At 65.4% G+C, this 22459-nt stretch carries 22 protein-coding genes; 11 read left to right on the plus strand and 11 right to left on the minus strand.

The features are described from left to right. Window positions 1-76: 76 nt before the first annotated feature. The 5 genes from AC56LW_RS14955 to AC56LW_RS14975 form a co-directional block, all read right to left on the minus strand. Complete coding sequence (locus AC56LW_RS14955; protein ID WP_499635579.1) at window positions 77-2911, minus strand: bifunctional diguanylate cyclase/phosphodiesterase; 2835 nt, start codon at window positions 2909-2911, stop codon at window positions 77-79. A 164-nt stretch (window positions 2912-3075) separates the two neighbouring features. Continuing rightward, on the minus strand, window positions 3076-3855 hold the full coding sequence (locus AC56LW_RS14960) for a fused MFS/spermidine synthase (protein WP_499635582.1): 780 nt from the start codon (window positions 3853-3855) through the stop codon (window positions 3076-3078). Between the two features lie 32 nt (window positions 3856-3887). Continuing rightward, window positions 3888-5414, minus strand: a complete 1527-nt coding sequence (locus tag AC56LW_RS14965) for a CitMHS family transporter (protein ID WP_499635882.1) — start codon at window positions 5412-5414, stop codon at window positions 3888-3890. A gap of 273 nt (window positions 5415-5687) precedes the next feature. Beyond that, the gene (locus AC56LW_RS14970; protein ID WP_499635585.1) at window positions 5688-7166 is read right to left on the minus strand and encodes a sensor histidine kinase; all 1479 of its coding nucleotides are present in this window, start codon (window positions 7164-7166) and stop codon (window positions 5688-5690) included. A 13-nt stretch (window positions 7167-7179) separates the two neighbouring features. After that, entirely contained in the window at window positions 7180-7869 is a 690-nt protein-coding gene (locus AC56LW_RS14975; protein WP_332529995.1) for a response regulator, read from the minus strand. Window positions 7870-8002: 133 nt separating this feature from the next. Between AC56LW_RS14975 and AC56LW_RS14980 the strand changes: the two genes are divergently transcribed. The 10 genes from AC56LW_RS14980 to AC56LW_RS15025 all read left to right on the plus strand — a co-directional run bounded on the left by AC56LW_RS14980 (window position 8003) and on the right by AC56LW_RS15025 (window position 17780). Further along, on the plus strand, window positions 8003-9070 hold the full coding sequence (locus AC56LW_RS14980; protein WP_332529996.1) for a porin: 1068 nt from the start codon (window positions 8003-8005) through the stop codon (window positions 9068-9070). A gap of 36 nt (window positions 9071-9106) precedes the next feature. Next, window positions 9107-10069, plus strand: a complete 963-nt coding sequence (locus AC56LW_RS14985) for a tripartite tricarboxylate transporter substrate binding protein (RefSeq protein WP_499635588.1) — start codon at window positions 9107-9109, stop codon at window positions 10067-10069. A 33-nt stretch (window positions 10070-10102) separates the two neighbouring features. Further along, on the plus strand, window positions 10103-10825 hold the full coding sequence (locus AC56LW_RS14990; protein ID WP_499635591.1) for a CPBP family intramembrane glutamic endopeptidase: 723 nt from the start codon (window positions 10103-10105) through the stop codon (window positions 10823-10825). A 145-nt stretch (window positions 10826-10970) separates the two neighbouring features. Further along, window positions 10971-11927 (plus strand): GGDEF domain-containing protein, encoded by a 957-nt coding sequence (locus tag AC56LW_RS14995; RefSeq protein ID WP_499635594.1) that lies wholly within the window; start codon window positions 10971-10973, stop codon window positions 11925-11927. 160 nt (window positions 11928-12087) lie between these two features. Then, on the plus strand, window positions 12088-12735 hold the full coding sequence (locus tag AC56LW_RS15000; RefSeq protein WP_499635597.1) for a double zinc ribbon domain-containing protein: 648 nt from the start codon (window positions 12088-12090) through the stop codon (window positions 12733-12735). A 145-nt stretch (window positions 12736-12880) separates the two neighbouring features. Next, entirely contained in the window at window positions 12881-14470 is a 1590-nt protein-coding gene (locus AC56LW_RS15005) for an aspartate-alanine antiporter-like transporter (protein WP_499635600.1), read from the plus strand. Window positions 14471-14539: 69 nt separating this feature from the next. Then, window positions 14540-14788, plus strand: coding sequence for a hypothetical protein (locus AC56LW_RS15010; RefSeq protein WP_183551000.1), 249 nt, complete (start codon window positions 14540-14542; stop codon window positions 14786-14788). A 42-nt stretch (window positions 14789-14830) separates the two neighbouring features. Next, window positions 14831-15457 carry an exopolysaccharide biosynthesis protein gene (locus AC56LW_RS15015; protein ID WP_499501752.1) on the plus strand — a complete coding sequence of 209 codons (627 nt, stop codon included), beginning with the start codon at window positions 14831-14833 and terminating at the stop codon, window positions 15455-15457. Between the two features lie 145 nt (window positions 15458-15602). Then, on the plus strand, window positions 15603-16787 hold the full coding sequence (locus AC56LW_RS15020) for a GGDEF domain-containing protein (RefSeq protein WP_499635603.1): 1185 nt from the start codon (window positions 15603-15605) through the stop codon (window positions 16785-16787). A 66-nt stretch (window positions 16788-16853) separates the two neighbouring features. After that, window positions 16854-17780 carry a Ppx/GppA phosphatase family protein gene (locus AC56LW_RS15025; RefSeq protein ID WP_499635606.1) on the plus strand — a complete coding sequence of 309 codons (927 nt, stop codon included), beginning with the start codon at window positions 16854-16856 and terminating at the stop codon, window positions 17778-17780. Here AC56LW_RS15025 and AC56LW_RS15030 read toward each other — a convergent pair. Next, window positions 17754-18839: an AI-2E family transporter gene (locus tag AC56LW_RS15030; RefSeq protein WP_499635609.1), complete on the minus strand. Its 1086-nt coding sequence runs from the start codon at window positions 18837-18839 to the stop codon at window positions 17754-17756. The genes AC56LW_RS15025 and AC56LW_RS15030 overlap by 27 nt on opposite strands. A 75-nt stretch (window positions 18840-18914) precedes the next feature. Next, window positions 18915-19073: a hypothetical protein gene (locus AC56LW_RS15035; RefSeq protein WP_499635612.1), complete on the minus strand. Its 159-nt coding sequence runs from the start codon at window positions 19071-19073 to the stop codon at window positions 18915-18917. A gap of 71 nt (window positions 19074-19144) precedes the next feature. Between AC56LW_RS15035 and AC56LW_RS15040 the strand changes: the two genes are divergently transcribed. Continuing rightward, entirely contained in the window at window positions 19145-19666 is a 522-nt protein-coding gene (locus AC56LW_RS15040) for a hypothetical protein (protein WP_499635615.1), read from the plus strand. Between the two features lie 21 nt (window positions 19667-19687). Here the strand turns inward: AC56LW_RS15040 and AC56LW_RS15045 are convergent, their stop codons facing one another. From AC56LW_RS15045 to AC56LW_RS15060, 4 genes are all read right to left on the minus strand, one after another. Beyond that, entirely contained in the window at window positions 19688-19978 is a 291-nt protein-coding gene (locus tag AC56LW_RS15045; RefSeq protein ID WP_332530008.1) for a hypothetical protein, read from the minus strand. A 172-nt stretch (window positions 19979-20150) separates the two neighbouring features. Then, window positions 20151-20795 carry an ABC transporter ATP-binding protein gene (locus AC56LW_RS15050; protein WP_499635618.1) on the minus strand — a complete coding sequence of 215 codons (645 nt, stop codon included), beginning with the start codon at window positions 20793-20795 and terminating at the stop codon, window positions 20151-20153. A 25-nt stretch (window positions 20796-20820) separates the two neighbouring features. After that, complete coding sequence (gene phnE, locus AC56LW_RS15055; protein ID WP_499635620.1) at window positions 20821-21630, minus strand: phosphonate ABC transporter, permease protein PhnE; 810 nt, start codon at window positions 21628-21630, stop codon at window positions 20821-20823. Continuing rightward, a complete protein-coding gene (locus AC56LW_RS15060; RefSeq protein ID WP_183551024.1) occupies window positions 21627-22457 on the minus strand; it encodes a PhnE/PtxC family ABC transporter permease in 831 nt (276 codons plus the stop codon). Before AC56LW_RS15060 ends, phnE begins: the two co-directional genes overlap by 4 nt. Window positions 22458-22459: the final 2 nt, after the last annotated feature.

Here is a 22459-nt window from a genome sequence, read left to right on the forward strand (position 1 = left end):
ATATAAATGTTTTACCGGCCATGTAATGACACGGCTTCGTACCGCCACGCGTGGCGGGCCTGCAACTGACAGTACGCTAGGCGGGTAACGTCTCGGGCGCTGGCGATGGCGCCGGCAGGCAGCGGCCTTCGGCCAGCAGCGCTTCGAACTGGTCGGCCGGCACCGGCTTGCTGAAGTAGTAGCCCTGCATTTCGTCGCAGCCGTGGCTGCGCAGGTAATCGAGCTGCGCCAGTGTCTCGACGCCTTCGGCGATCACGGCCAGCTTCAGATTGTGGGCCAGCGCGATGATCGACGTGACGATGGCCGCGTCATTGGCGTCGTGCGTGATGTCGGCCACAAAGGAGCGGTCGATCTTGAGCACGTCGATCGGGAAGCGCGACAGGTACGAGAAGCTCGAATACCCGGTGCCGAAGTCGTCGATGGACAGATTGATCCCGAGCGCCTTCATCCGGTGCAGCAACTCCACCGCCGGCGTGACGTCGCTCATGAACAGGCTTTCGGTCAGCTCGATCTCCAGGCAGGCCGCATCGAGACCGGTCTCCTGCAGCGTCGCTTCCAGGCTGGCCATCAGGTTGGCCGCGCCGAACTGGCGGGCCGACAGGTTCACTGCCACCCGCAGGCGCGGGTAGCCGGCAACCTGCCAGGCCTTGTTCTGGGCACAGGCGGTGCGCATGACCCAGGCGCCGATCGGGACGATCAGCCCGGTCTCTTCGGCCACGCCGACAAAGCGCCCCGGCGGCACCATGCCCAGTTCGGGATGGTTCCAGCGGATCAGCGCTTCCATGCCGACGATCTGGCCCGTCTTCATGTCCACCTGCGGCTGGTAATGCAGCACGAATTCGTCGCGTTCCAGCGCATTGCGTAGCGCGCCTTCGATACGCACCCGTTCCATCGCCTCGTCGTTCATGCTCGGCGTGAAGAACTGGAAGTTGTTGCGCCCCAGTTTCTTAGCGCGGTACATGGCGATGTCAGCGTGCTCGATCAGGTTTTCGCTCAGCGTGCCTTCGGTCGGGAACACGGCCACGCCGACCGAGCAGGTCACGAAGAATTCCTTGTTGCCGAGCATGACCGGCTGGGCCACGGCGTCCATGATCCGCTGCACGACGGCAGGCGAGAGCGGCTCGTCGGCATGCTCGTTGAGGATCACGACGAATTCGTCGCCCGACAGGCGCGCCACGGTATCGGCATCGCGCAGCGCCGCGCGCAGGCGCGCCGCCACCGTTACCAGCAGCACGTCGCCGGCCTTGTGACCCATGCTGTCGTTGACGAACTTGAAGCGGTCCAGGTCGATCAGCATGACCCACACCGGGCGGTCGCTGCGGCTGGCAAACGCAATCGACTGGCTCAGGCGGTCCTGCAGCAGCGAGCGGTTGGGCAGGCCGGTGAGCACGTCGTGCTGGGCCACGTGGTGCACGCGCTGCTCGGTCAGCTTGCGCTCGGTGATGTCGCTGCCGGTACCGCGATAGCCTGTGAGCACGCCCGCGTCGTCGAACACCGGTTCGCCATTGACGCAGAACCAGCGCGCGTTGCCATTGTCGTCGAGCACCTGGTATTCGAGATTGTTGAACGCCTCGCGCGCCTGCATCTTGGCCAGGTGGGTGCGGCCGCTTTCGCTGTCGAGGAGGCCCGGCACGTATTCCCAGCGCGTCTTGCCAATCAGGCCCTGCACGGCGACGCCCGATTTTTCGGTGAAGCCGCCGGTGATCATCGTGAAGCGCAGCTCGGCATCCTGCTCCCAATACCAGTCCGACGACATCGACACCAGCTGGCGGAAACGCTGCTCGCTGTGCAGCAGCGCTTTTTCGGCGCGCTCGCGCGCGACCATGTCGTCGATCAGCTGGCGGTTGCTGCGGCGCAGTTCCGACGTGCGCTGGCGCACCAGTTGCTGCACCTTGCGCGCCCGCTCGCCGGCCGACTGCACGAAGGCAGCGCCCATCAGCGTGACAAGGATGCCCCCGCACAGCAGCGACAGCGAGGCAAGGTGGTCAGCCAGAAACGGCCGCGGCGCCGCAGCGACCTCGACGCGCCAGGGCCGCCCGCCCGCGTGCAGCACGGTGTTGTGCAGGCCATGGTCGGGACGCAGCCAGCCGGCAAATTCGTGGCGCGATGCGCTCGACGTGGGGCCGTTCGAGAACAGCAGGGCGGCAGGGTCGGCATGGTCGCTTGCATACACTGACACGAAGATGTCGCCACCACCGAGCAGGCCGGCGGCGGCAAGCGATTCGCGCACGAGTTCCTGGCCCCGGACGACGACGGCGGTGTTGCCGCGCATGACGCCCTGCTTGTCGAACACCGGCTGCACCAGGTCGAAGCTGGCCTTGCTCGCGGGCGTCTGGGCCAGCGCGAACACGCCGCTGGCGGCTGGCTGACCCGTGCTGCGCGCCAGCTCGAGCGCGCCCATGACGGCGGCGTTGTGGGACAGGTTCAGGCCGAAGGCCGCTTCGTTGCCGGCCATCGGTTCGACGTATTCGATGACGTGGTAGCCGGTGCGCAGCGGCGCCGGCGCCAGGCCGCTGGCTGTCATCTCGGTCAGGATCGTACCGGGACGCACGCGCTGCAGCTCGGCCTCGATCGCGGCGCGTTCACTGCCCGGCACGACGCGGTGGAAATTGAACGCCTGGATAAAACGGTGGCGCTCGAGCAGGGCGGACGTGAAGTCGGCGAACCGCTCGCGGCTCACGGGCTCGCCCCTGGAAAACAGCTGGTTGGTGACGGCCAGAACTTCGAACGCCTGGCCCATGCCCTGATGCACCGCCGCCACGCGCTGGTCGGCGCGCTGGCCGAACGCGAGCGCCATATTGTCGTATTCGAGGTGGCTGACACCGATGAACAGGCCGAACGAAGCGGCCATGCCGCCCCCGAGCGTGAGGGCTGCCGCGAGAGTCAGTGAACGAGGCAGTCGGCGCGGCATGTTATTGAAAGGTCCAGGTCAATCCGTACAAATGAGTCAGGGGCGCACGCGACGACGGTTCTTGCCGGCGAGCATGAATGCGCGCCAGTGTGTCATACAAGGGGCTGGCACCGCAAACTTATCGTATTGTGAGGGACAAAGTGCCCGCCGTGGGTAAAACCGTCCTAGCCGCGGCGCCGCGCCAGCCAGGCCACCATGCCGCGCGCGAGCAGCCGGTTGGCCCCGCCGAAACCGATGCCGCTACGGTCCTGGTCGCCCCGTGCAAGGCGTACCAACAGGCGTTCTCCGCGTAAATGCGGGGTGGCGGGGCGCACGGCAAACAGGATCCGGTTGTTGCCGGCGATCTCCCGGAACCAGATCACGCGCCCATCAAAGGCATGCCGCAACCGTTGTAAGAAAGACACATAGTCGGGGTCGTAGGTGAAGATATTGGCCACCAGCACACCGCCGGGCCGCAGCGCACGGCGGCAGGCTGCGTAGAACGCGCGGCTGGCCAGCGCCGGCGGCAAGCCACCCCGGTCGAAGCCATCCACCAGCAGCACATCGGCTTCCCCGGGCGTGCGCGCCAGGTAGTCGGCCGCGTCGCAATGCAGGACCCGCAGGCGTTCATCATCTGGCGGCAGGCAGAACAGGTCGCGCAGCGCGATCACGTCGGCGCGGATCTCGAGCACCGTGATGCGGGCCTGGGGAAAGTGGCGGTAGCAGAACTTGGCGAGCGAGCCGCCGCCCAGGCCCACCATCACGATGTGGCGCGGGCGCGGCGCGAACAGCGCAAAGCACATCATGGCGCGGGTGTAATCGAGGACGAGGGCGTCGGGCCGTGCCAGCAGCATCTCGCTTTGCACATCGCCAGGTGTGAATGCGAGGGTGCGGTGCTTGCCGTCGCTCACGACCAGGGGCGCAGCGGCGGCAGGTGGTTCAGGAAGATGTCGGGGCGCGGGCATCTGGCAAGTATATGCCGCCGCGCCCCGCCGGATTATGCAGCGCTGCCCATCAGCGGGACGACGCCGAACACCAGTGCCGCCACCAGCATGACGAGTGCGGCCGAGATCGACCAGATCAGCGTGAAGCGCTGGTGGTCGCCAAACTCCACCTTGCACATGCCAACCAGCAGATAGGTCGATGCGACCAGTGGGCTGAGCAGGTGAACCGGCTGGCCGATCACCGAGGCGCGGCCGATTTCTGCCGCCGTGATGCCATACACTTCGGCCGCCTTGGCCAGCACCGGCACGATGCCGAAGTAGAACGCGTCGTTCGAGATGAAGAACGTGAACGGGATGCTGAGCAGGCCCGTGACGACCGCCAGGTACGGACCCATCCAGTCGGGCACGCCGGCGATGACGGACAGCGCAATGGCATCGACCATCTTGGTGCCCTGCAGGATGCCGACGAAGATACCGGCTGCGAAGATCAGCGACACCACCGGGACCACGTTCGCGGCATGATGCGCAATGCGCTCTTTCTGCTCTTCGAGGCCCGGGTAGTTGATCATGATCGCGACAGCGAAGAAGATCATGAACAGCACCGGCAGTGGCAGCACGCCCTTGATCAGGAACGCCATCAACAGGGTGGTCATCACCAGGTTCACCCAGATGAGCTTTGGACGCTTGATCGCAGCGTTCGAGACGTCGTTGTCATCGCCACCGCCATGGCCGCCACCACCACCGGTGGCCAGGGCCGGTTCCGCCGACGGCGTCACCGTCGATTCGACACGGCCGCCCGCCAGCTGGTGCACATTGCCATCGTAGGCGGATGCAGCGGCGCTCGGGCTCCAGTGGCCGGTGGTGCCATTCATTTCGGCGGCGGCCACGGCCGGCTGCAGCACGGCGACATTCTGCGCCGCCTGGGCCGCTTTTTCGGCTTTTTCAGCCTGCGTCGGCAGCGTCATGATGCCCAGGCGCTTGCGCTCCTTCATGCCCAGCACGCAGGCCACGAACACGACCCAGAGGGAGGTGACGGCCATCGGCAGGATCATCGGCACGAAGATGTCGCTGACGTCCACGCCGAGGGCGGTGGCGGCGCGCGCCGTCGGGCCACCCCATGGCAGGATGTTGAAGACGCCACCGGCCAGCATGATGACGCAGGCGAGCACCAGGCGGCTCATGCCGAGCCGCACGTACAGCGGCAGCATGGCAGCAACGGTGATCATGTAGGTCGTGGCGCCATCGCCGTCGAGCGAGATGAACATCGCCAGCACGGCAGTGCCGACGACGATCTTGAACGGGTCACCGCCGACGAGCTTCAGGATGAGGCGCACGACCGGATCGAACAGGCCCGAATCGATCATGATGCCGAAGTACAGGATGGCGAACATCAGCATGACGCCGGTGGGTGCCAGGTTGCGGATCCCGTCGAGCATCATCGGGCCAAGTTGCGGGCCGAAGCCGCCGATCACGCCGAAGCCGATGGGCACCACGATCAGGGCCACGAGCGCGGGCAGGCGCTTGGTCATGATCAGGTACATGAACACGACGACCATGGAATACGCCAGGATGGTCAACATCATCATCATTCTCCTTGCCGGTGCGCTTGCCGCACGCGGTGTGTGGGCCGCTGGGGCCCGTGGGGTTGGTGCAGGTGGCGCGTGGTGTGGTGGTGCACGGCTGCTTCATGCAGGCCGATGCACGGTCGATCGCGCGCCGTTTTTTTCAGGCGCGGTTCAAACGGGGGAAAGCGCGGCCAGGGCGGCGTGCGCGGGGGCAGGGTTGTGCATGTTGTCTCCGATCGTTGTCGTTGGTGTGCTGCTGTTTGCACCAACTATAGGGGTGCGTGCCTTTCAATTGGCTTTCAGTGCACTTGACGCTTCAACGATCGCTGGTGCGGGGAATATCACGCGCACGCTCAAGCCAGGCCCATCGCCGGATGGGCCCAGCGTGATGCCGGCGCCATGCAGGTTGGCGATATCGCGCACGATGGCCAGTCCCAGCCCGGTGCCGCCCGGATTGGCTTCGAGGGTCGCCTGGGCGCGGTAGAACGGCATGAACACCTTGTCCATGTCGGCTGCTGCGATACCCGGTCCGCTGTCGCTGACGGCGAGCGATACCTGGTCGCCTTCGCGCCCGACCTGCAGCAGCACGCTGCCGCCGGCCGGCGTGTAGCGGATCGCATTGTCCACCAGGTTCGACACCATTTCGTGCAGCAGCAACCCCTGGCCGGGCACCGTGGTGAGGTCGTCGGCATCGGCTTCGAGCGCCAGGTCGATCCCTTTCTGTACGGCCGGCAGCGCCAGTTCCAGTCCGACCTGGCGCGCCACCTCTGCCAGCGAGACCGGCGCGTCTGGCGTGCTGCCGCTGCCATGCTCGATGCGGGCGAGCGTCAGCAGGCGGTTGGCCAGGTGGATCGCGCCGTCGGTAGTGCCGGCAATCGAGCCGACGATCGCGCGCATCGCAGCCGGATCGTTTTCGCGCAGGGCCAGTTCGGCCTGCGTCTTGAGCACCGCCAGCGGGGTGCGCAACTGGTGCGAGGCGTCAGCGATGAAGCGGCGCTGGCTGGCGATCAGGTCCTGCGTGCGCGCCATCGCGCCGTTCATCGCCGCCACCAGCGGCCGCACTTCCTTGTGGACGAGCGCCGGGTCGATATTCGACAGGTCGGACAGCGCGCGCGTTTCGACCTCGTTTTTAAGAAGCATCAGGGGTCGCAGTACCAGGCGCACGGCGAACCACACCATCGCCGCCACCGCCAGCACGAGCAGGGCCTGGCGCAGCAGGGTGCTGATCAGGATGTCGCGCGACAGGGCCTGGCGCGCGTCGAGCGTTTCGCCGACCTGGATCAGGGCGATGCCGCGCATTGAATCGTCGTAGACCGGTTGCAGCAGCGCCGCGATGCGCACCCGCTCCCCGTTGTAGGTGGCGTGGTAAAACCGCACCAGCGCCGGATACAGGTCGGTGCGCGGCACGTTCTTTGGCACCGGCGGCAGGTCGTCGTAGCCCGATACCGTCTCGCCGTGCAGACCCGTGACCTTGTAGTAGATGCGGCCCAGCGTATCGGTTTCAAAGCTGTCGAGCGCCACGTAGGGCACGTTGGCGACGACCTTGCCATCCTGGACCGAGACCCGCTCGGCCAGCGCGCGGGTGGACGAGAGCAGCGAGCGGTCGTAGGCGACATCGGCCGCCTCCAGGGCATCACGGTACAGCGACACCGCATTGAGCGCGACCAGCAGCACCAGCGGCAGGATCAGCCAGCGCAGCAGTTGCCCGCGCAGGCTGCCCAGTGGCCGGCCAGCGGTGATCTGGAGCAGGGAGGCGCGCAGGGTCATCGCGTGCTGCGGCTCAATCGGGCCGTTGCTGCATCAGATAGCCGATGCCCCGCAGCGTGACGATCATCGCGCGGGCATCCGGAAACTTTTCGAGCTTCTTGCGGATGCGGTGGATGTATAGCTCGATGGCGTCGAGGTTGACGTCGTCGGCCAGCGCGAACACTTCGTCGAACAGCTTTTCTTTCGACAGCGCACGGCCCGGGCGTGCAATCAGTGCTTCCAGCACGGCGTGCTCGCGTGGCGTCAGCGCGAGCGCTTCGCCGCAAATGGTAAACATGCGCGAGACGGTGTCGAAGCGCAGGCCACCGCATTCGTGCACGAGTGCTTCGTTGCCGCTGCGGCGCCGCAGCAGCGCTTTGACGCGGGCTTCGAGTTCGGCCAGCTCGAACGGCTTGGGCAGGTAGTCGTCGGCGCCCAGGTTCAGGCCCTGCACGCGGTCTTCGAGGCCGCCGCGCGCGGTCAGGATCAGCACCGGCGTGCCGCCCCGCGCGCCGCCGCGCGCGCGCAGCCGGCGCAGCACGTCCAGGCCGTCCATCTTGGGCAGCGTCAGGTCCAGGATCACCAGCGCGTAGTCCTGGGTGTGGAGCAGGGCGTCGGCATCGGCGCCGGTGGCGGCGCATTCGACGGTGAGCTTGGCGTCGCGCAGGGCCTTGGACACCCAGTGGGACAGTTCGACATGGTCTTCAACGAGCAGGATTCTCATCGCGCCAGTGTAAACGCAAAGCGGCTTTCCCGAAAAGCACCACTGAAAGCGAACTGAAAGGCGCGTGCCCCTATAGTCGGCCCACAAGCAGCGATCCAGCTGCAGCAGATCACCATAACAACGTTGGAGACACATGAAACAATCGGCCCTCGCGCTTGCCGTCCTGGCAGCGCTGTCCCTTTCCGCACCCGTCCTCGCCCAGAGCAACGTCCAGGTCTATGGCCTGATCGACGCCGGCGCGGAATTCGTCAACCATGCCGGCGAAGACGGCGGCAACGCAGTGCGCGTCATCTCGGGCGGCAAGAATACGTCGCGCTGGGGTTTTCGCGGCAGCGAAGACCTGGGCGGCGGCCTGAAAGCCGTCTTCAATCTCGAAGGCGGCATCCTGCTCGACACGGGCGCCAGCGATGGCGCGATCTTCAAGCGCCAGGCCTACGTGGGACTGGAGAACGACCTGGGCCGGATCGTCATCGGCCGTTCGTTCACCACCGTGTACGAACTGGTGATCAAGTTCGATCCGCTGGGCTTTGCGCCGAACTATTCGTGGGCCACGGGCGGCAGCGCCACCAGGCCATCGCGCTACGGCATGACGACCCAGTTCGATAACCTGATCAAGTACACGGGGCGCACGGGCGGCTTCACGTACGGCGCCACGGTCGGCCTGGGCGAACGGTCGGGCAGCTCGCGCGAAGGGCGCAAGCTGGCGCTGGGCGGCTCGTGGTTCGGCGACGGCCTGGGCGTGATGGCCTCGTGGGAGCGGATCGACGGCACGCCCATCGAGGGCACCGCCACGAATGGATTGGACGAAACGACGGCGTACCACGTGGCGGTCGACTACCGCAGCGGCCCGTGGCGCTACACGGCCGGCAAGCGTGGCTACAAGCTGGCGCAGGGCCGGACCAACCTGGCCGACCTGCGCGGCGACACCTACTGGGGCGGCATCACGCGCACGATCGACGCGGTCACGCTGACGGGCGCGGTCTATCACATCAACACGAAGAACCTGCCTGCCAACCTGGACGCCGACCCGACGATGTTCGTCGCACGCGCCATGCTGGCGCTGTCCAAGCGCACGGACCTGTATTTGTCGCTGGCGCACGCGAAGGCGGACAACGGCCAGCTGATTGGCCTCTCGCGCGACGATCCGGGGTTCGGATCGACCCAGAGCGGCATCACCGCGGGCATGCAGCACCGCTTCTGATTCCCTGCTACACCGTGCGGCGGTATCATGGGTGCCATGAAAACCTCGCACGTCTTCCTGTTGACCATGCTGGCGTTCGGCGGCCTGCCGCACGCCGGCGCCGCCGAATGCCTGATCCCGTCGAAACCCGGCGGCGGCATGGATCTCACCTGCAAGCTGGCGCAAAAAGCCCTGCACGATCAACCGGGCGCGCCTGAACTCACGCTCAGCTACCTTCCGGGCGGCGTCGGCGCCGTGGCCTGGCATTCGGTCGTCTCGCAGCGCCGCAGCGAAGCCAATACGCTCGTCACGTTTTCGGGCGGCTCGGTCCTGAATCTCGCGCTGGGCAAATTCGGCAAGGCCGACGTCGACGACGTGCGCTGGGTCGCGGCTTTCGGCGCCGACTACGGCATGGTCGCCGTGCGCGCCGATTCCCCTTACAAGACACTGTCCGACCTGCTGGGCGCGATCAAGCGCAATCCGAAGCAGGTCCTGATCGGCATGTCCGGCACGGTCGGCAGCCAGGACTGGATCAAGATGGCGCTGCTCGCGCGCATGGCGGGCGTGGACCCGCGCAAACTGCGCTTTGTGGCCCTCGAGGGGGGCGGCGAGCAATTCATCGCGATGGGGGCAGGGCATGTGCAGGCGGTGTCGGGCGACACGTCCGAGGCGCTGCTGGCAGCCAGAGCCGGCAATGTGCGCGTGCTGGCGGTGCTGTCCGAAGGGCGTTTGCCGGGTGCGCTGGCCGGCGTGCGCACGGCGCGGGAGCAAGGGTATGACGTGGTCTGGCCGGTCATTCGCGGTGTCTGGATGGGGCCGGATGTGCGCGAGGCGGATTACCGCCGCTGGGTGAAGGCGTTCGATGGCGTCGAGAGCTCGCCCGCGTTCGCGGAAATGCGCGCGCAGGCCGGGTTGTATCCGTTCGCGCTGACGGGGGATGCGCTCACGCGGTATGTCAAGCAGTCGGTGGATACGTATCACCGGCAGGCGAGGCAGTTCAAGTTGTTAAGGGAACCGTAGGACGGCGCTTGGCCTGCCTCGACCTGTTCACATATGCTGAATCATCTACTTGCAGCCTACCTGCTTATCATTTTCCCGGCGTGGAATCTCTGGCGCAGCCTGCGTCCCAAGCGTGGCAAGCCGCCGCGTTCACTACTGCGCCAGTACTGTTCGATGAGCGCGCATTCGCTCGCCTTGCTGGGCGTCTTGTGGGCCGGTTCATCGCAGGCCGGGTATACGTTGGAACAGCTCGGCTTCGACATGCCGCTGTCGAGCGCCGGCGCGTGGGGCCTGGGATGTGCAGTTCTGCTGATGTGCGGCTTGTGGGCGATCGGCAGCATGATCGAACGTCGTAAAACACCGCAGGCGCGTGCGGAGGACGAACGTAAGATGCTGGCGTCTTCGTCCATATGGCCGCGTAACCTGGTTGAAGCGTTCGCTTTCGCCGCGAGTATGCTGATCGTGACGGGCGGCTGGGAGGTGCTTTATCGCGGGTTCTTGCTGCTGGTGCTGTCGCCTGTCATTGGCCTGCCATTGGCGATTGCCGCATCCGCGCTCGCCTACGGTATCGGGCATGGCTATGCAAATCCGAAGCAGCTTATCGGCTCGATCATCTCGGCGTTCTTTTTCACCATTGCATATGCCTGGACACAGAGTCTGTGGTGGTTGATTCTCATCCACGTGTTCATACCCTTGAGTACGATTCCGGCAGTAATGCGTGCGCAGCGCCGTCAGCCTGCTCCACAGCCCGCCATCACGTCTGTCATCGGCAGCTGAAGGGTTGCTTCTGTCCCGCAGCCCGCAGTATTGACAGTACGTGACTTTTTCATAACGGCAACCTATCATGCTGGCATGAGGGCCTCGTGCGGGTCAGAAACGGGCCCACTTTCAAGGATATCCATTCATTTCAGGCCACTTGTTCATGACGCTGCCACCTGTAATTCCTCCGTCCGTTGTTTGCGAAGATCCCGGCGTGTACCGGACGCTTTTGGAATCCACCAAGGCAATTCCGTGGCGAATAGACTGGGCGACGATGCGGTTTACCTACATTGGGCCGCAGATCGAAGAACTGCTGGGATGGAGCCAGGCAAGCTGGCTCACCGTGAACGACTGGGCCGATCGCATCCATGAGGAAGATCGTCAGAGGACGGTCGAGTTCTGTGTGGCGCAATCGCAAAAAGGCGTTGATCACGAGGCTGACTACCGCGCCATCACGCATCAAGGCGACCATGTCTGGATCCGGGATGTGGTTCACGTCGTGCGTCGCCCTGACGGCAGTGTGGAGTCGTTGGTCGGCTTCATGTTTGACATCTCGGCGCGAAAAGAGGCCGAAGACAAGATCGTTCAATTGCAGCGCGAACTCGAGCTTCTGTCGTACCGCGACAGCCTCACGGGTGTTGCCAACAGACGCATGTTCGACACCTTCTATCCCGTGGCATGGGAAAAAGCGCGCGAAAGCGGTCACCCGCTGTCTCTCGTGATCATCGATATCGATCACTTCAAGCAGTACAACGATCACTATGGTCACATGCAGGGTGACGAGTGCCTGCGACGCGTGGCGCAAGTGTTCGACGCAGCGGCATCCGATCCGGACGAGCTGTGCGCCCGTCTCGGTGGCGAGGAATTCGTCCTGCTGTTGCCTGGCACGGACCGGAAGGCGGCGTGGAGCAAGGCTGAGCGCTGCCGTGAGCTGCTGGCCGCGCAGGCGATTTTGCACGCCCGCTCCGGCGTCGGCCAGCTGGTTACCGTGAGCATGGGTATCGGTACCATCGTGCCAGGCGCCCAGGATGACGCCAAGGCGTTCCTCGACCAGATTGATCGCCGTCTTTATCAGGCGAAGTCAGCAGGACGTGACCGGTTCTGCGACAACGACGTATAGTGTCGACGCGATTGTTCGCCGGCTTCACGAAAGGCGGCGATATTTTAATGAAGCAGCCAGCAAATCGATTGTCCGGAAGCGCTTGGTGTGAGATTGCGTGATATTGCGCTTCCTCAGCCCAGATAAACTCTACATTTTATAACCCTGGGAATAGCAGCCTATGTCCGAAATGCAGTTTGCTAACAACTATCATGATCTGAGCAACTCGACAGGCGTCGATGCAGGGTTCCAGTTCGAATTCTCCTGCGAGCGCTGCAGTGACCGCTGGCGCACGCACTTCAAACCGTACCGCAGCGCCCAGGCTTCGGGCTGGCTGCAAAAGGGGGCAAGCATGTTCGGTGGCCTGCTCGGCAATGCAGGCAGCGTGATCGACAGCATGGCCCAGGCGGGCTGGCATTCGGCACGCGACGAAGCCTTTACTGAGGCACTGGCCGCTGGCAAGACGCACTTCAACCGGTGCGGAAACTGTCACGACTACGTCTGCAACCAGTGCTTCGACAACGCGAACGGCCTTTGCTTCAACTGCGCACCCAATGTGAAGGTGAAGATCACGCAGGCACGTGCCCAGGGCGAAGTGTCGGCCGCGTCCGAAAAGGCAAATGCCGAGGGCCAGACGCGCGGTGGACGCCTGGACGTCACGCAGAACATGCAGCTGGTGTGTACGCAATGCCGGGCCGAAACCCATGGGGCGAAGTTCTGCCCGGAGTGTGGCCACCGGACTGCCCAGCACGTTGCTTGTCGCGCCTGCTCGACGACGCTGCAGCCAGGCACAAAGTTTTGTACCGAGTGCGGCGAGCGTCAAGCGTAAGTCTGTACCCAGCCTGTCGACGCGGCCATGATTCAACGCCGCGCCGATCATCGGCATGACGTCCTGGGTTTATATCGCATTAACACCCGGCAACCATCTCCCCATGCCGTAGACTGCATCACACACATGCAACCAGGCAACGTCCATGACCGCCATCACCACGTTTTTCAGCCACCAGCCGATGTTTGCGCTGTTCTTCACCATCGCTGCGGGCTACCTGCTGGGGGCGGTCAGCGTGAAGGGCTTGTCGCTCGGCTCCGGCGCGGTGCTGTTCGTCGGCCTGGCCGTCGGCGCGGCCGTGCCTGACCTGGTCTTGCCCGGCATGCTCGGCAACCTGGGGCTGCTGCTGTTCCTGTACGGCGTCGGCATTGCCTATGGCGCCCAGTTCTTTCGCGGCTTGACGACGCCTGACGGCATCAAGGCCAATCTGGCGGCGCTGCTGGCCGTCATCACGGCGCTGGCGCTGGCGGTTGGCGTGGCGTGGCTGTTCCCGGTCTTTGCGCTGCCTGAAGCGCTGGGCGCCTTTGCCGGCGCCGGCACCAGCACGGCGGCGCTGCAGGCGGCGCTGGCCGTGTTCGGCACGTCGGCCGCAACCGGGTATTCGGTTGCGTACCCGGTCGGCGTGGCCGTGCCGATCCTGCTGCTTGGCCTGTACAACGCTGTGTTCAAGCCGGCCAGCCCGGCGCCGGCATCGTCCGCGCTGCATCTGGAAGAAATCGACGTGGCTGAATTCTCCGTGCTGGGCATGACGCTGTTTGAGGCTGCGGCGCGCTTGCCGGACGGCGTTGCGATCGTTGCGCTGCGGCGCGGCGAGCACAATCTGGTGGCCGACAGCGCGATGCGCATCGAACCGGGCGACCGTTTGCTCGTCGCCGGCAATGACCAGACCGTGCTGCACGAGGTCGCCACGCGCTTCGGCCCGGCGCATCCGGGCGCCATGCTGCACGATCGGAGTGACCTCGACTACGACCGCTTCTTCATTTCCAGTGCCAGGATGGCCGGCCTGCCATTGAGCGCTCTGGCGCTGCCGACTGGACTCAATGCCCGCGTTCTGCACCTGCGGCGTGGGGATGCCGACCTGGTCCTGAACCCGGGGCGGCTGCTCGAAATGGGTGACCGCATCGGCGTACTCGCGCCGCGCAGCAGCTTTCCCGCGCTGCGCAAGCTGTTCGGCGACTCGGTGCGCAGCACGGGGGAGGTAAGCTATATCGGCATCGGCGTCGGCGTGACGCTGGGGCTGGCGTTCGGCGCGATCGTCTGGCCGTTGCCGCTGATCGGGCAGTTCTCGTTCGGGTTCGCGGGGCTGCTGCTGGTCGCGCTGGTGCTCGGCTGGCGCCGCCGCAGCGGGATGTTCCAGTGGGCGATGCCGATTCCGGCCAACCTGGTCTTGCGCAATTTTGGCCTGACGCTGTTCCTGGCGGTCGTGGGTATCTCGTCGGGCGCGACGTTTGCCGCCGCGATCGCCAACAATGGCTTGCTGTATCTGCTGCTGGGCAGCGCGATTGCGGCCACGCTGGTGATCGTCACGATGGTCATTGCCCTGTTCGTGTTTCGCCTGCCGTTCGACAGCGTGGTCGGGATCGTGGCCGGCACCACGGGCAATCCGGCCATCCTCGCGTTTGCCAACCGGATCGCGCCGACGGACCGCCCCGACATCGGTTACGCGATGATTTTTCCGTCGATGACGGTGCTCAAGATCGTGCTCGTACAAGTGATCGGCGTCGTGGGGCGGTGAACTTTTCACGTGTCCGCAATGCGCGCACCGTAAAATAGCGGTTTGATCGATCACGCACGGATTATTTTTATGGAACCAGCAGAGCAGCGTTATCTCGTCCGCCAGGACAAACGGTCGGACGACGGCAAGAAACCACCCGTCTTCGCGAAGGTCATGCGCAGCAAGGAAGGCAAGTTCGAGGGCGTCTCCTTCATCAAGAACAAGGAGAAAGCGACGATCATGACGATCGCGCAAGCGGACGAAGTCATCGCCTGGGCCACGACCAAGAAAGACAAAGCAGCCGAGTACGAGACCCGGATCATTTGCGTCGGCCAGTAAGCCATCCTGTTCGGCTAGCCGAACGCACCACACGACCACATCATGCACAGTGAACCACCCGTTTCCCAGCGTCTGCGCGCGCTGGTCCGCTCGATGCCGCGCACCGGCATCACCCTCAGTGAACTGATCCGTAGCGTCGGCAACGACGGCCTCTTGATCCTGGTGGCGCTCCTCACGCTGGTGTTCCTGATCCCGATTTCGATTCCGGGAGTGAGCACCGTGTTCGGCGCCGCGATCCTGCTCATCAGCGTCAGCCGCCTGTTCGGGCGCGATCTGTGGATTCCATCGAAGCTCGAACACCGTGTCATCGGCACGCGCAAGCTGCGTCCACTTCTGCGCAAGGCGCTGTCGTGGCTCAAGAAACTCGAGCGTGTCAGCAAGCCCAACCGCATCCAGTGGCTGGTGGCCGCCGGTCCGGTCGCGTTCTTTAACAACGCGGCCCTGATTCTGGGTGCGGTGCTGCTGATGATGCCGTTCGGCCTAATCCCGTTCAGCAACACGTTCCCGGCCGTGGCGATCCTGTTCCTGGCCATCGGCTTGCTGCAACGCGACGGCGTCTGCATCCTGCTGGGTCACATCAGCAATGTCGTGACCATCATCTATTTCAGCGTGCTCATTGGCGGTGGTGGCCTGGCCGTACGCGAGGTATTCAACCGCTTCGCCGGCTGAGTGGCAGGGTTGGCTTGTTGCAAGGCATCACTTTCTGATAAGCTGGCCGCCAGCCGCCCGTGCGCCTTCTGCCGGCCTCCAGGCGCGAATCAATCACCCCGCACTCCGGCCCGCCAGCCGGGTGCCGGCACCCGGAACGCCGAACATGAGTAACAACATGCCTATGCTGGATGCGTCGACGATGGTGCTGGTGCTCGCCCTGGGCAACCTGACCCTGTGCGCGCTGCTGACCTTTTTCAATCACGGTCCCGTACGCGCCCCTGCGATGACGTTCTGGAGTCTGTCGAAACAGATTCAGGGCGGCGCCTGGCTGCTGCTGGCGCTGGGTGACTCTGGTGTGGTGCCGGCCCCCATCTCGATCCCTGGCGGCTACGCGCTGCTGTTTGCCGGCGTGGCGATTGAAGCGGGCGCCTCGTGGGAAGCAGCGCGCCGCCCGGCCTGGCGCACACCGACCCTGATCCTGGTCGGCGTGGCCGTCCTCGTGTTCTTCCTGTGCTATCTGGTCGACGAAGAGGGCTTGCGCAGCGTGGCCGCATCGCTCCTGCTGGGCGCGTTCTACCTGTCCGGCGCCGTGGCGCTCGCCTGGCGCTGGCGTGATGCAAGCCTGCTGCAGCGCTTTCTGGCGCTGGCGACGGCGGCGCTGGCGCTGGTGGTGGCGGCGCGCGGCTTGTCGGTGCTGCTGCTCCCCCGTGGCTGGGGCTGGCTCTCGAATGACCTGTTGAGCCAATTCTCCAGTGGCGCCCTGTACCTGCTCCTGCTCGGCAATGCCTTCGGCGTGCTGCTCCTGACCCGCGAACGCCTGCAGGACACGCTCGAACGGCTCGAGACGGTCGATCCTCTGACCGACGCGCCGAACCGGCGTGGTTTCTTCCAGCTGCTCGCGCCGTGGCTGGCGCTGGCGCGCCGGCCCGGCCTGCCGACGGCGCTGATCGTGTTCGACCTGGATGGCTTCAAGCGCGTCAATGACAGCTACGGCCATCCGGCCGGCGACGTCGTGCTGCACCAGATGGTCGCGCTGTGCCGGCGCCAGTTGCGCGACAGCGATCAGCTGGGGCGCGTGGTGGGCGTCGAATTTGCTGTCCTGCTGCCGCGCACCAGCCTCGATGAAGCGGTGCTTGTGGCCGAACGCATCCGCGCCGCCATTGACACAACGCCGGTCAAGAGCGAGCGGGCGATGATCAAGCTCACCGCCAGTTTTGGCGTGACGACGATCCGGCCCGAAGACAGCACCACCTCGCTGTTCCAGCGCGCCGACGAGGCCATGCAGCGCGCCAAGCGGGCCGGCCGCAATCGCGTGGCGCCTGCCAGCGAAGCGGTCGCCGATATCTAGCGCGCGGGCCCGCTGCGCAGGGTCATGTAACGCGCCCGTCACGGTGGCCGCTTATGCTCATGCCCCATGCCGACCATCGATCACGAATCACCCATCTATGCCGCTGTCGAGCTTGGCTCGGACAGTTTTCGCCTGCACATCGGCCGTTTCGGTGATGGCGGGCTCGAGCTCGTCGCGACCATGTGCGAGAAGGTCGAGCTGTCAGCGTCGTTCGACGAAGACGGCATGCTCGACAGCGCAGCGCTGCGCCGCGCCCTGGCCTGCCTGGGGCAGTTCCGGGGTGCGCTCGACGCCTGGCGGCCGCACGCCGTGCGCGTCGTGGCTACTGCGGCCCTGCGCATGGCGCGCAATGCCTCTGTATTCCTGCCGGCGGCCGGGCGCGCGCTCGGTCACCCGGTCGACATCATCGCGGGCGACGAAGCCGGGCGCCTGGTCTATCTGGGCGTGGCCAATACGCTGGGCGCAGCCGACCCTGCACCGCGGCTCGTGCTCGACATCGGCAGCATCTCGACGGAGCTGGTGGTCGGGGAGGGCGCCGCGATCCGGCGCATCGAGTCGTTCGCGCTCGGGGCGGTGCGCCAGAGCCTGACGTTTTTCGCGAACGGGCAGATCGACGCGGCGGGCTTCGACGCCGCCGTGCGTTCGAGCCGCAGCCGCTTTGCCGAAGCGGGGTTCGGCGCGCGCGGCTGGGGCATGGCGTATGGGGCGTGCGGGACGGTGCGTGCGTTGGCTGGCCACGCGCACCGGGGCAGTAATGTGGACACGCCGCTGACACGGGCCGATCTCGCAGGTTTGCGCGATGCCATCATCGCCACCCGCCAGGGCGTGCATCTGGCCGGCGGGCTGGCGTTGCTGTATGGCTTGATGGAAGAACTGGACATCGCGGCAGTCACGCCGGTGGCCGCCGGCCTGCGCGTGGGCGCGCTGTGGGACCTGCATCAGCGCGCCGACGCATTCGTTGGCAGGCTAGCCGATCCGATGGACGTCGCCTGACGCATCAACGGCCGCCGGATCGACGATCAACGGTGTCACTGGCGTGCTGTCACGCAGCCAGCCGAACAGGATCGCCATCATCAACGGGCCGACAAAGAGGCCGATGACGCCCAGCGTCGATACGCCGCCCAGCAAGCCGAACAGCACTGCCAGGAATGGCAGGTTCACGCGCTTGCCGATCAGTTTTGGACGGATGAATTTATCGACCAGGAACAGCTCGACCGCGCCCCAGGTGAACAGGCCCAGCGCCTCGGCCGAGTTGCCCTGACCGAACAGCAGCAGCGAGACCATCGTGAACGACAGCGGCGCGCCGCCCGGGATCAGCGCCAGGTAGCCGGTGATCACGCCCAACAGCACCGGGGCCGGCGCGCCGGCGATCCAGTAAGCCACGCCCAGCACGATGCCTTCCAGGATGGCGATCGAGCCCAGGCCGAGCGCCGTGCCGCGTACCGACAGCGGCAGCACGCGGCGCAGCTTGGCATACTGGACAGGCGCCAGGCGCTGGCCGGCGCCGTCGATGTAATGCATCACGGCCGCGCCGTGCAGGTACAGCACGAACAACGTCAGGAGCGTCAGGAACAGGTACAGCGCATTGGCCAGGATGGTCGAGCCCCAGACCCGCGCGGTGTCGGTCAGGTGCGGCATGAAGTCGCCCAGGGTCGTGCGCACGAGTGCGTTCAGGCCGCCCGGCACCGCCAGGTGTTCGAGCCACCAGGTGACAGCCGGTTCGGCCACCAGCGGCAGGCCGGTCAGCCAGGCCGGTACCGGCACGCCGGTCTGGTTGAAGCTGATGAGCAAACGCTGCAGGCTGGCCAGTTCGCTGCTGAGCGTGTGGAACAGCAGGACGGACGGGCCCACGAAGCTGACGATCAGCAGCACGAGCATGAAGGTGGCGCTGGCCAGCGGCGGCCAGCCGCGGTGCAGCATGCGCTGGTACAGCGGCCAGGTGATCACGGCCAGAAGGCCGGCCCACGCGATCGAGCCGAGAAAGTGCTGGAGCAGCAGGGCCAGCGCGGTGGCAAACAGCACCGGCAGGATCCATTGAGTCTTGGTGCGCATACTGGCCTGGGTCGGGTTCATAAATTACTGGGGTGCGCAGGGGCCAGCGAGAAGAAGCTCGCGGCGCCGACAAGTTTACAGCAGAGTCGTCGCCTTGGCAGGATAATTCAGGTGTATCTCCTGCAAAAGAGGAGTTTGCCGAAGCTTTACTTCGAAAAAACAGAAACCTCGCTCTATGAGGCCTGTATTGTCACCCGGATTGGCTTCGGTTGCCGGCGGGATGTCCTTACCCATCCTGCATTCCTGTCCGACAGCATACTGGCAAATCGTTTATATTGTTTGCCTTCTCAACGAAGGAGCGGCTCATGCCCCGCACACCTGCCGCCAAATCAGCATCCCGCGCCGCGCCTGCGGCAGCGAAAACCACGCGCGCTGCCAAGCCCGTGAAGGCCGTCGCCAAGACTGCCAAGACTGCCAAAATCGCCAAGCCCGTCGCGCCACCAGCGGCGCCAGCCAGGCCCGCTGCAAAAACCAGTGTGAAGTCGGTGGTCAAATCGGCCGCCAAGGCGCTGGCCAGCAGCCCGGCCCGCAAACCTGTCGCGCCACGCGCCGTCGCCAAGTCACCGGTCGTGCCGATCGTCGAACGTGCGCCGGCCGTGGAAGCGCGTCCGGCACTGGTGCGCGACAGCTTCACGATGCCGGAAAACGAGTATGCGGTGCTGCTGGAAGTAAAACAGGCGTGCCTGCGCGCCGGTGTCGACGTCAAGAAAAGCGAGCTGCTGCGCATTGGCGTGGCCCTGCTGGGCCAGCTCGACGTGGCGACCTTGCAAGGCGTGCTGGCGGCGCTGCCGCAGCTCAAGACCGGGCGGCCACCGGCGCAGGAGTGACTTCGGTGCCGTCGCGCGCCGTCAGTGCAGCGCCGCGGCGCTGCTGAGTTCCTTGAGCTCGCGGATCGGGATATTCGACTTCTCGTGCATGCGCAATAGAATCGTCGCGCCGACATTGAGCTTGCGATGGCGGATCTTGCTGATGATCGGAGGCTGCACTTCGAGCACGCGGCACAGCTCCGCGTCATTCTTCAACTGCATGCGCTCGATCAGTGTGTCGAGCAGCTTGTTGGGCACGAAGCTCGACGGCTCCAGCTCGCGCGCTCGTTGCATCGCTTCGAGTAACTCCTGTTTTTTCTGGCGTACGGTCATGTCGATTCTCCCTGATGAATACATGATTCAGGACAGACCGGTTGTTCTGGATAATCCTTGCCTGTTTTGACAGCTGTTTGCGGCAGGTCGTTGCGATATTACTACGATTGCGTCGCGCACGTTTCGGGTCATTTAACTAATTTCGCGTTAATCGAGCGTTTCTTCTCGGAATTTACGCTAATTTCAGTCCGGCGTGGGTCAGCAGCAGGACCTTGTCGGCCATGGCGGCCGCGGCGTGGGAGTGGGTGACCATGATGGCGCCGGCGCCATGTGCACGCGTCTCGTCGCGCAGCAGTTGCAGGATGCTGCCGGCAGTTTCGGGGTCGAGGTTGCCGGTCGGTTCATCGGCCAGCAGAAGGGCCGGGCGGTGCACCAGTGCACGGGCGATCGCCACGCGCTGCATCTCGCCGCCCGACAGCTGGCGCGGAAAGTCGCCGCCCCGCCCATGCAGCCCGACCGCATCGAGCATTGCATCGGCGCGCTCGAGCGGCGCCTTGTTCAGCAGCAGCGGCAGGGCAACGTTCTGGCGCAGCGTCAGGTGCGGCAGCACGTGGAAGGCCTGGAAGATGAAGCCCATGCGGGTGCGGCGCAGCCGCGTGGCGGCGTCGTCGTCCAGGTTGGAGATCGGCGTGCCGTCGATGATCACGCGGCCGCCATCGGGCGTGTCCAGGCCCGCGATCAGGTTCAGCAGCGTCGACTTGCCGACGCCGGATTCGCCCATGATGGCGACGAATTCGCCGGCCTTGAACACGTGCGAGAGTTCGGCCAGCACGGTGCGGCCGCCATACGATTTGGTGAGCTGGTCGAGTTCGAGCATCGGGTGAGGTGTCCGCAAGTAAGGGTTAACGCGTCAATGCGCGGCGCAGCGCATAACTGGCGGCATCGACCAGCGCCACCAGTACCAGCATCGCAATCACGACCGTGGCGGCGCTGGGCATCTGGAACAGCGACAGGTGATACTTGAGCATCTGGCCCAGGCCCCCGGCGCCCACCACACCCAGTACTGCCGCCGCGCGGATATTGTTTTCCCAGCGGTACAGCGTGTATGACAGCATCTGCGGCAGCGCCTGGGGCAGCGTCGCGTACAAAAACGCTGCCAGCGGCCGCGCGCCGTTCGTGCGCAGGCTTTGCTCGGCGTGCGGTTCGATGTTTTCCAGCGCATCGGCAAACAGGCGCCCCAGCACGCCGGCCGTGTGCGCGGCCAGCGCCAGCGTGCCGGCCAGCGGCCCCAGACCCGCCAGCACCAGCAGCACCGCCGCCCATACCAGTTCGGGGATCGAGCGCAGCACATTGAGCACCAGGCGCGTCACGGCGCGCGCTGTGCGGCCCATGCGCCCGGCGCCGGCCAGCGCCAGCGGCATGGCGACGAGCGCCGCCAGGATGGTGCCGATGGCCGACATGGCCAGGGTTTCCCAGAACGCGACAAGCGTCTTGGCCAGGAACGCCGGGGCGGTGTCGGGCGGCGCGAAGCCGGCCAGGAATTCGGACGCCGAATCGATCGCTTCGCGTGTGAAGAATGCGCTCCACTGCAGCGGCAGCGAGGCAAAGCTGGCGACGATCAGCGCCAGCAGCCCGCCGAGAATGAGCCAGGTGCCGGCCTGGCGTGGCGGCGGGGCGGGGATCGCGGTGCGCGGGGAGTTAGCCACCTTCATCCGATCCTCCGGCGCAGCAGTTTCGAGACCAGGTCGGCGCCGGCCACCAGCAGCACGAACATGATGAGCATCGTCGCCACTTCGCCGCCGGCCATCATCTTGGTCGATTCATCCAGCCGCTGGCCCAGGCCGCCGGCGCCGACAAAGCCCATCACGGCCGAGCCGCGAATCGCGCATTCCCAGCGGTAGACGGTGTACGACACGAGTTCTGCGCTGGCATCGGGCAGGGCGCCATACAGCAGGGCGGGCAGGCGCCCGCTGCCATTGGCCAGCAGGACGTCGGTGGCATGTGCGTCGGACGATTCGAGGATTTCGGCATACACCTTGGCCAGCATGCCCGAATAGGACAGCGCGATCGCCAGCACCCCGGCCGTCGGGCCCAGGCCGACGATACGCACGAACAGCAGCGCCCACACCAGCTCGGGCACGGAGCGCAGCACCATCAGGATCCAGCGCAGCACCTGGCGCACGACGCCCGCCAGCGGACGGATGCGGCCCGTGCCCAGGCGCGAGATCGACAAGCGCTCGCTGATGACGAAGGTGGCCGGAATGGCGACGATCAGCGCCAGTGTCAGGCCCGCGGTGGCGATTGCCACGGTCTGCCAGGTTTCGCGCAGCACCATCGCCAGAAAGGCAGGATCGGTTTCGGGCGTCAGGAAATCACGCAGGAAGCCGCCGGCCGCGCGCAGGCTTTGCGCGTCGAACAGCAGCCATGGTTTGAATTCTGCCGCGACCAGCAGCGGGTACAGCAGCAGGACGAAGACGACAGCGCCCATCAGGCGCGCGCGCCAGGCCGGATCGGGATGCAGCACCGTCTTGCTCGTCATGC

The sequence above is a fragment of the Telluria sp. LT2P80 genome (assembly GCF_059685955.1).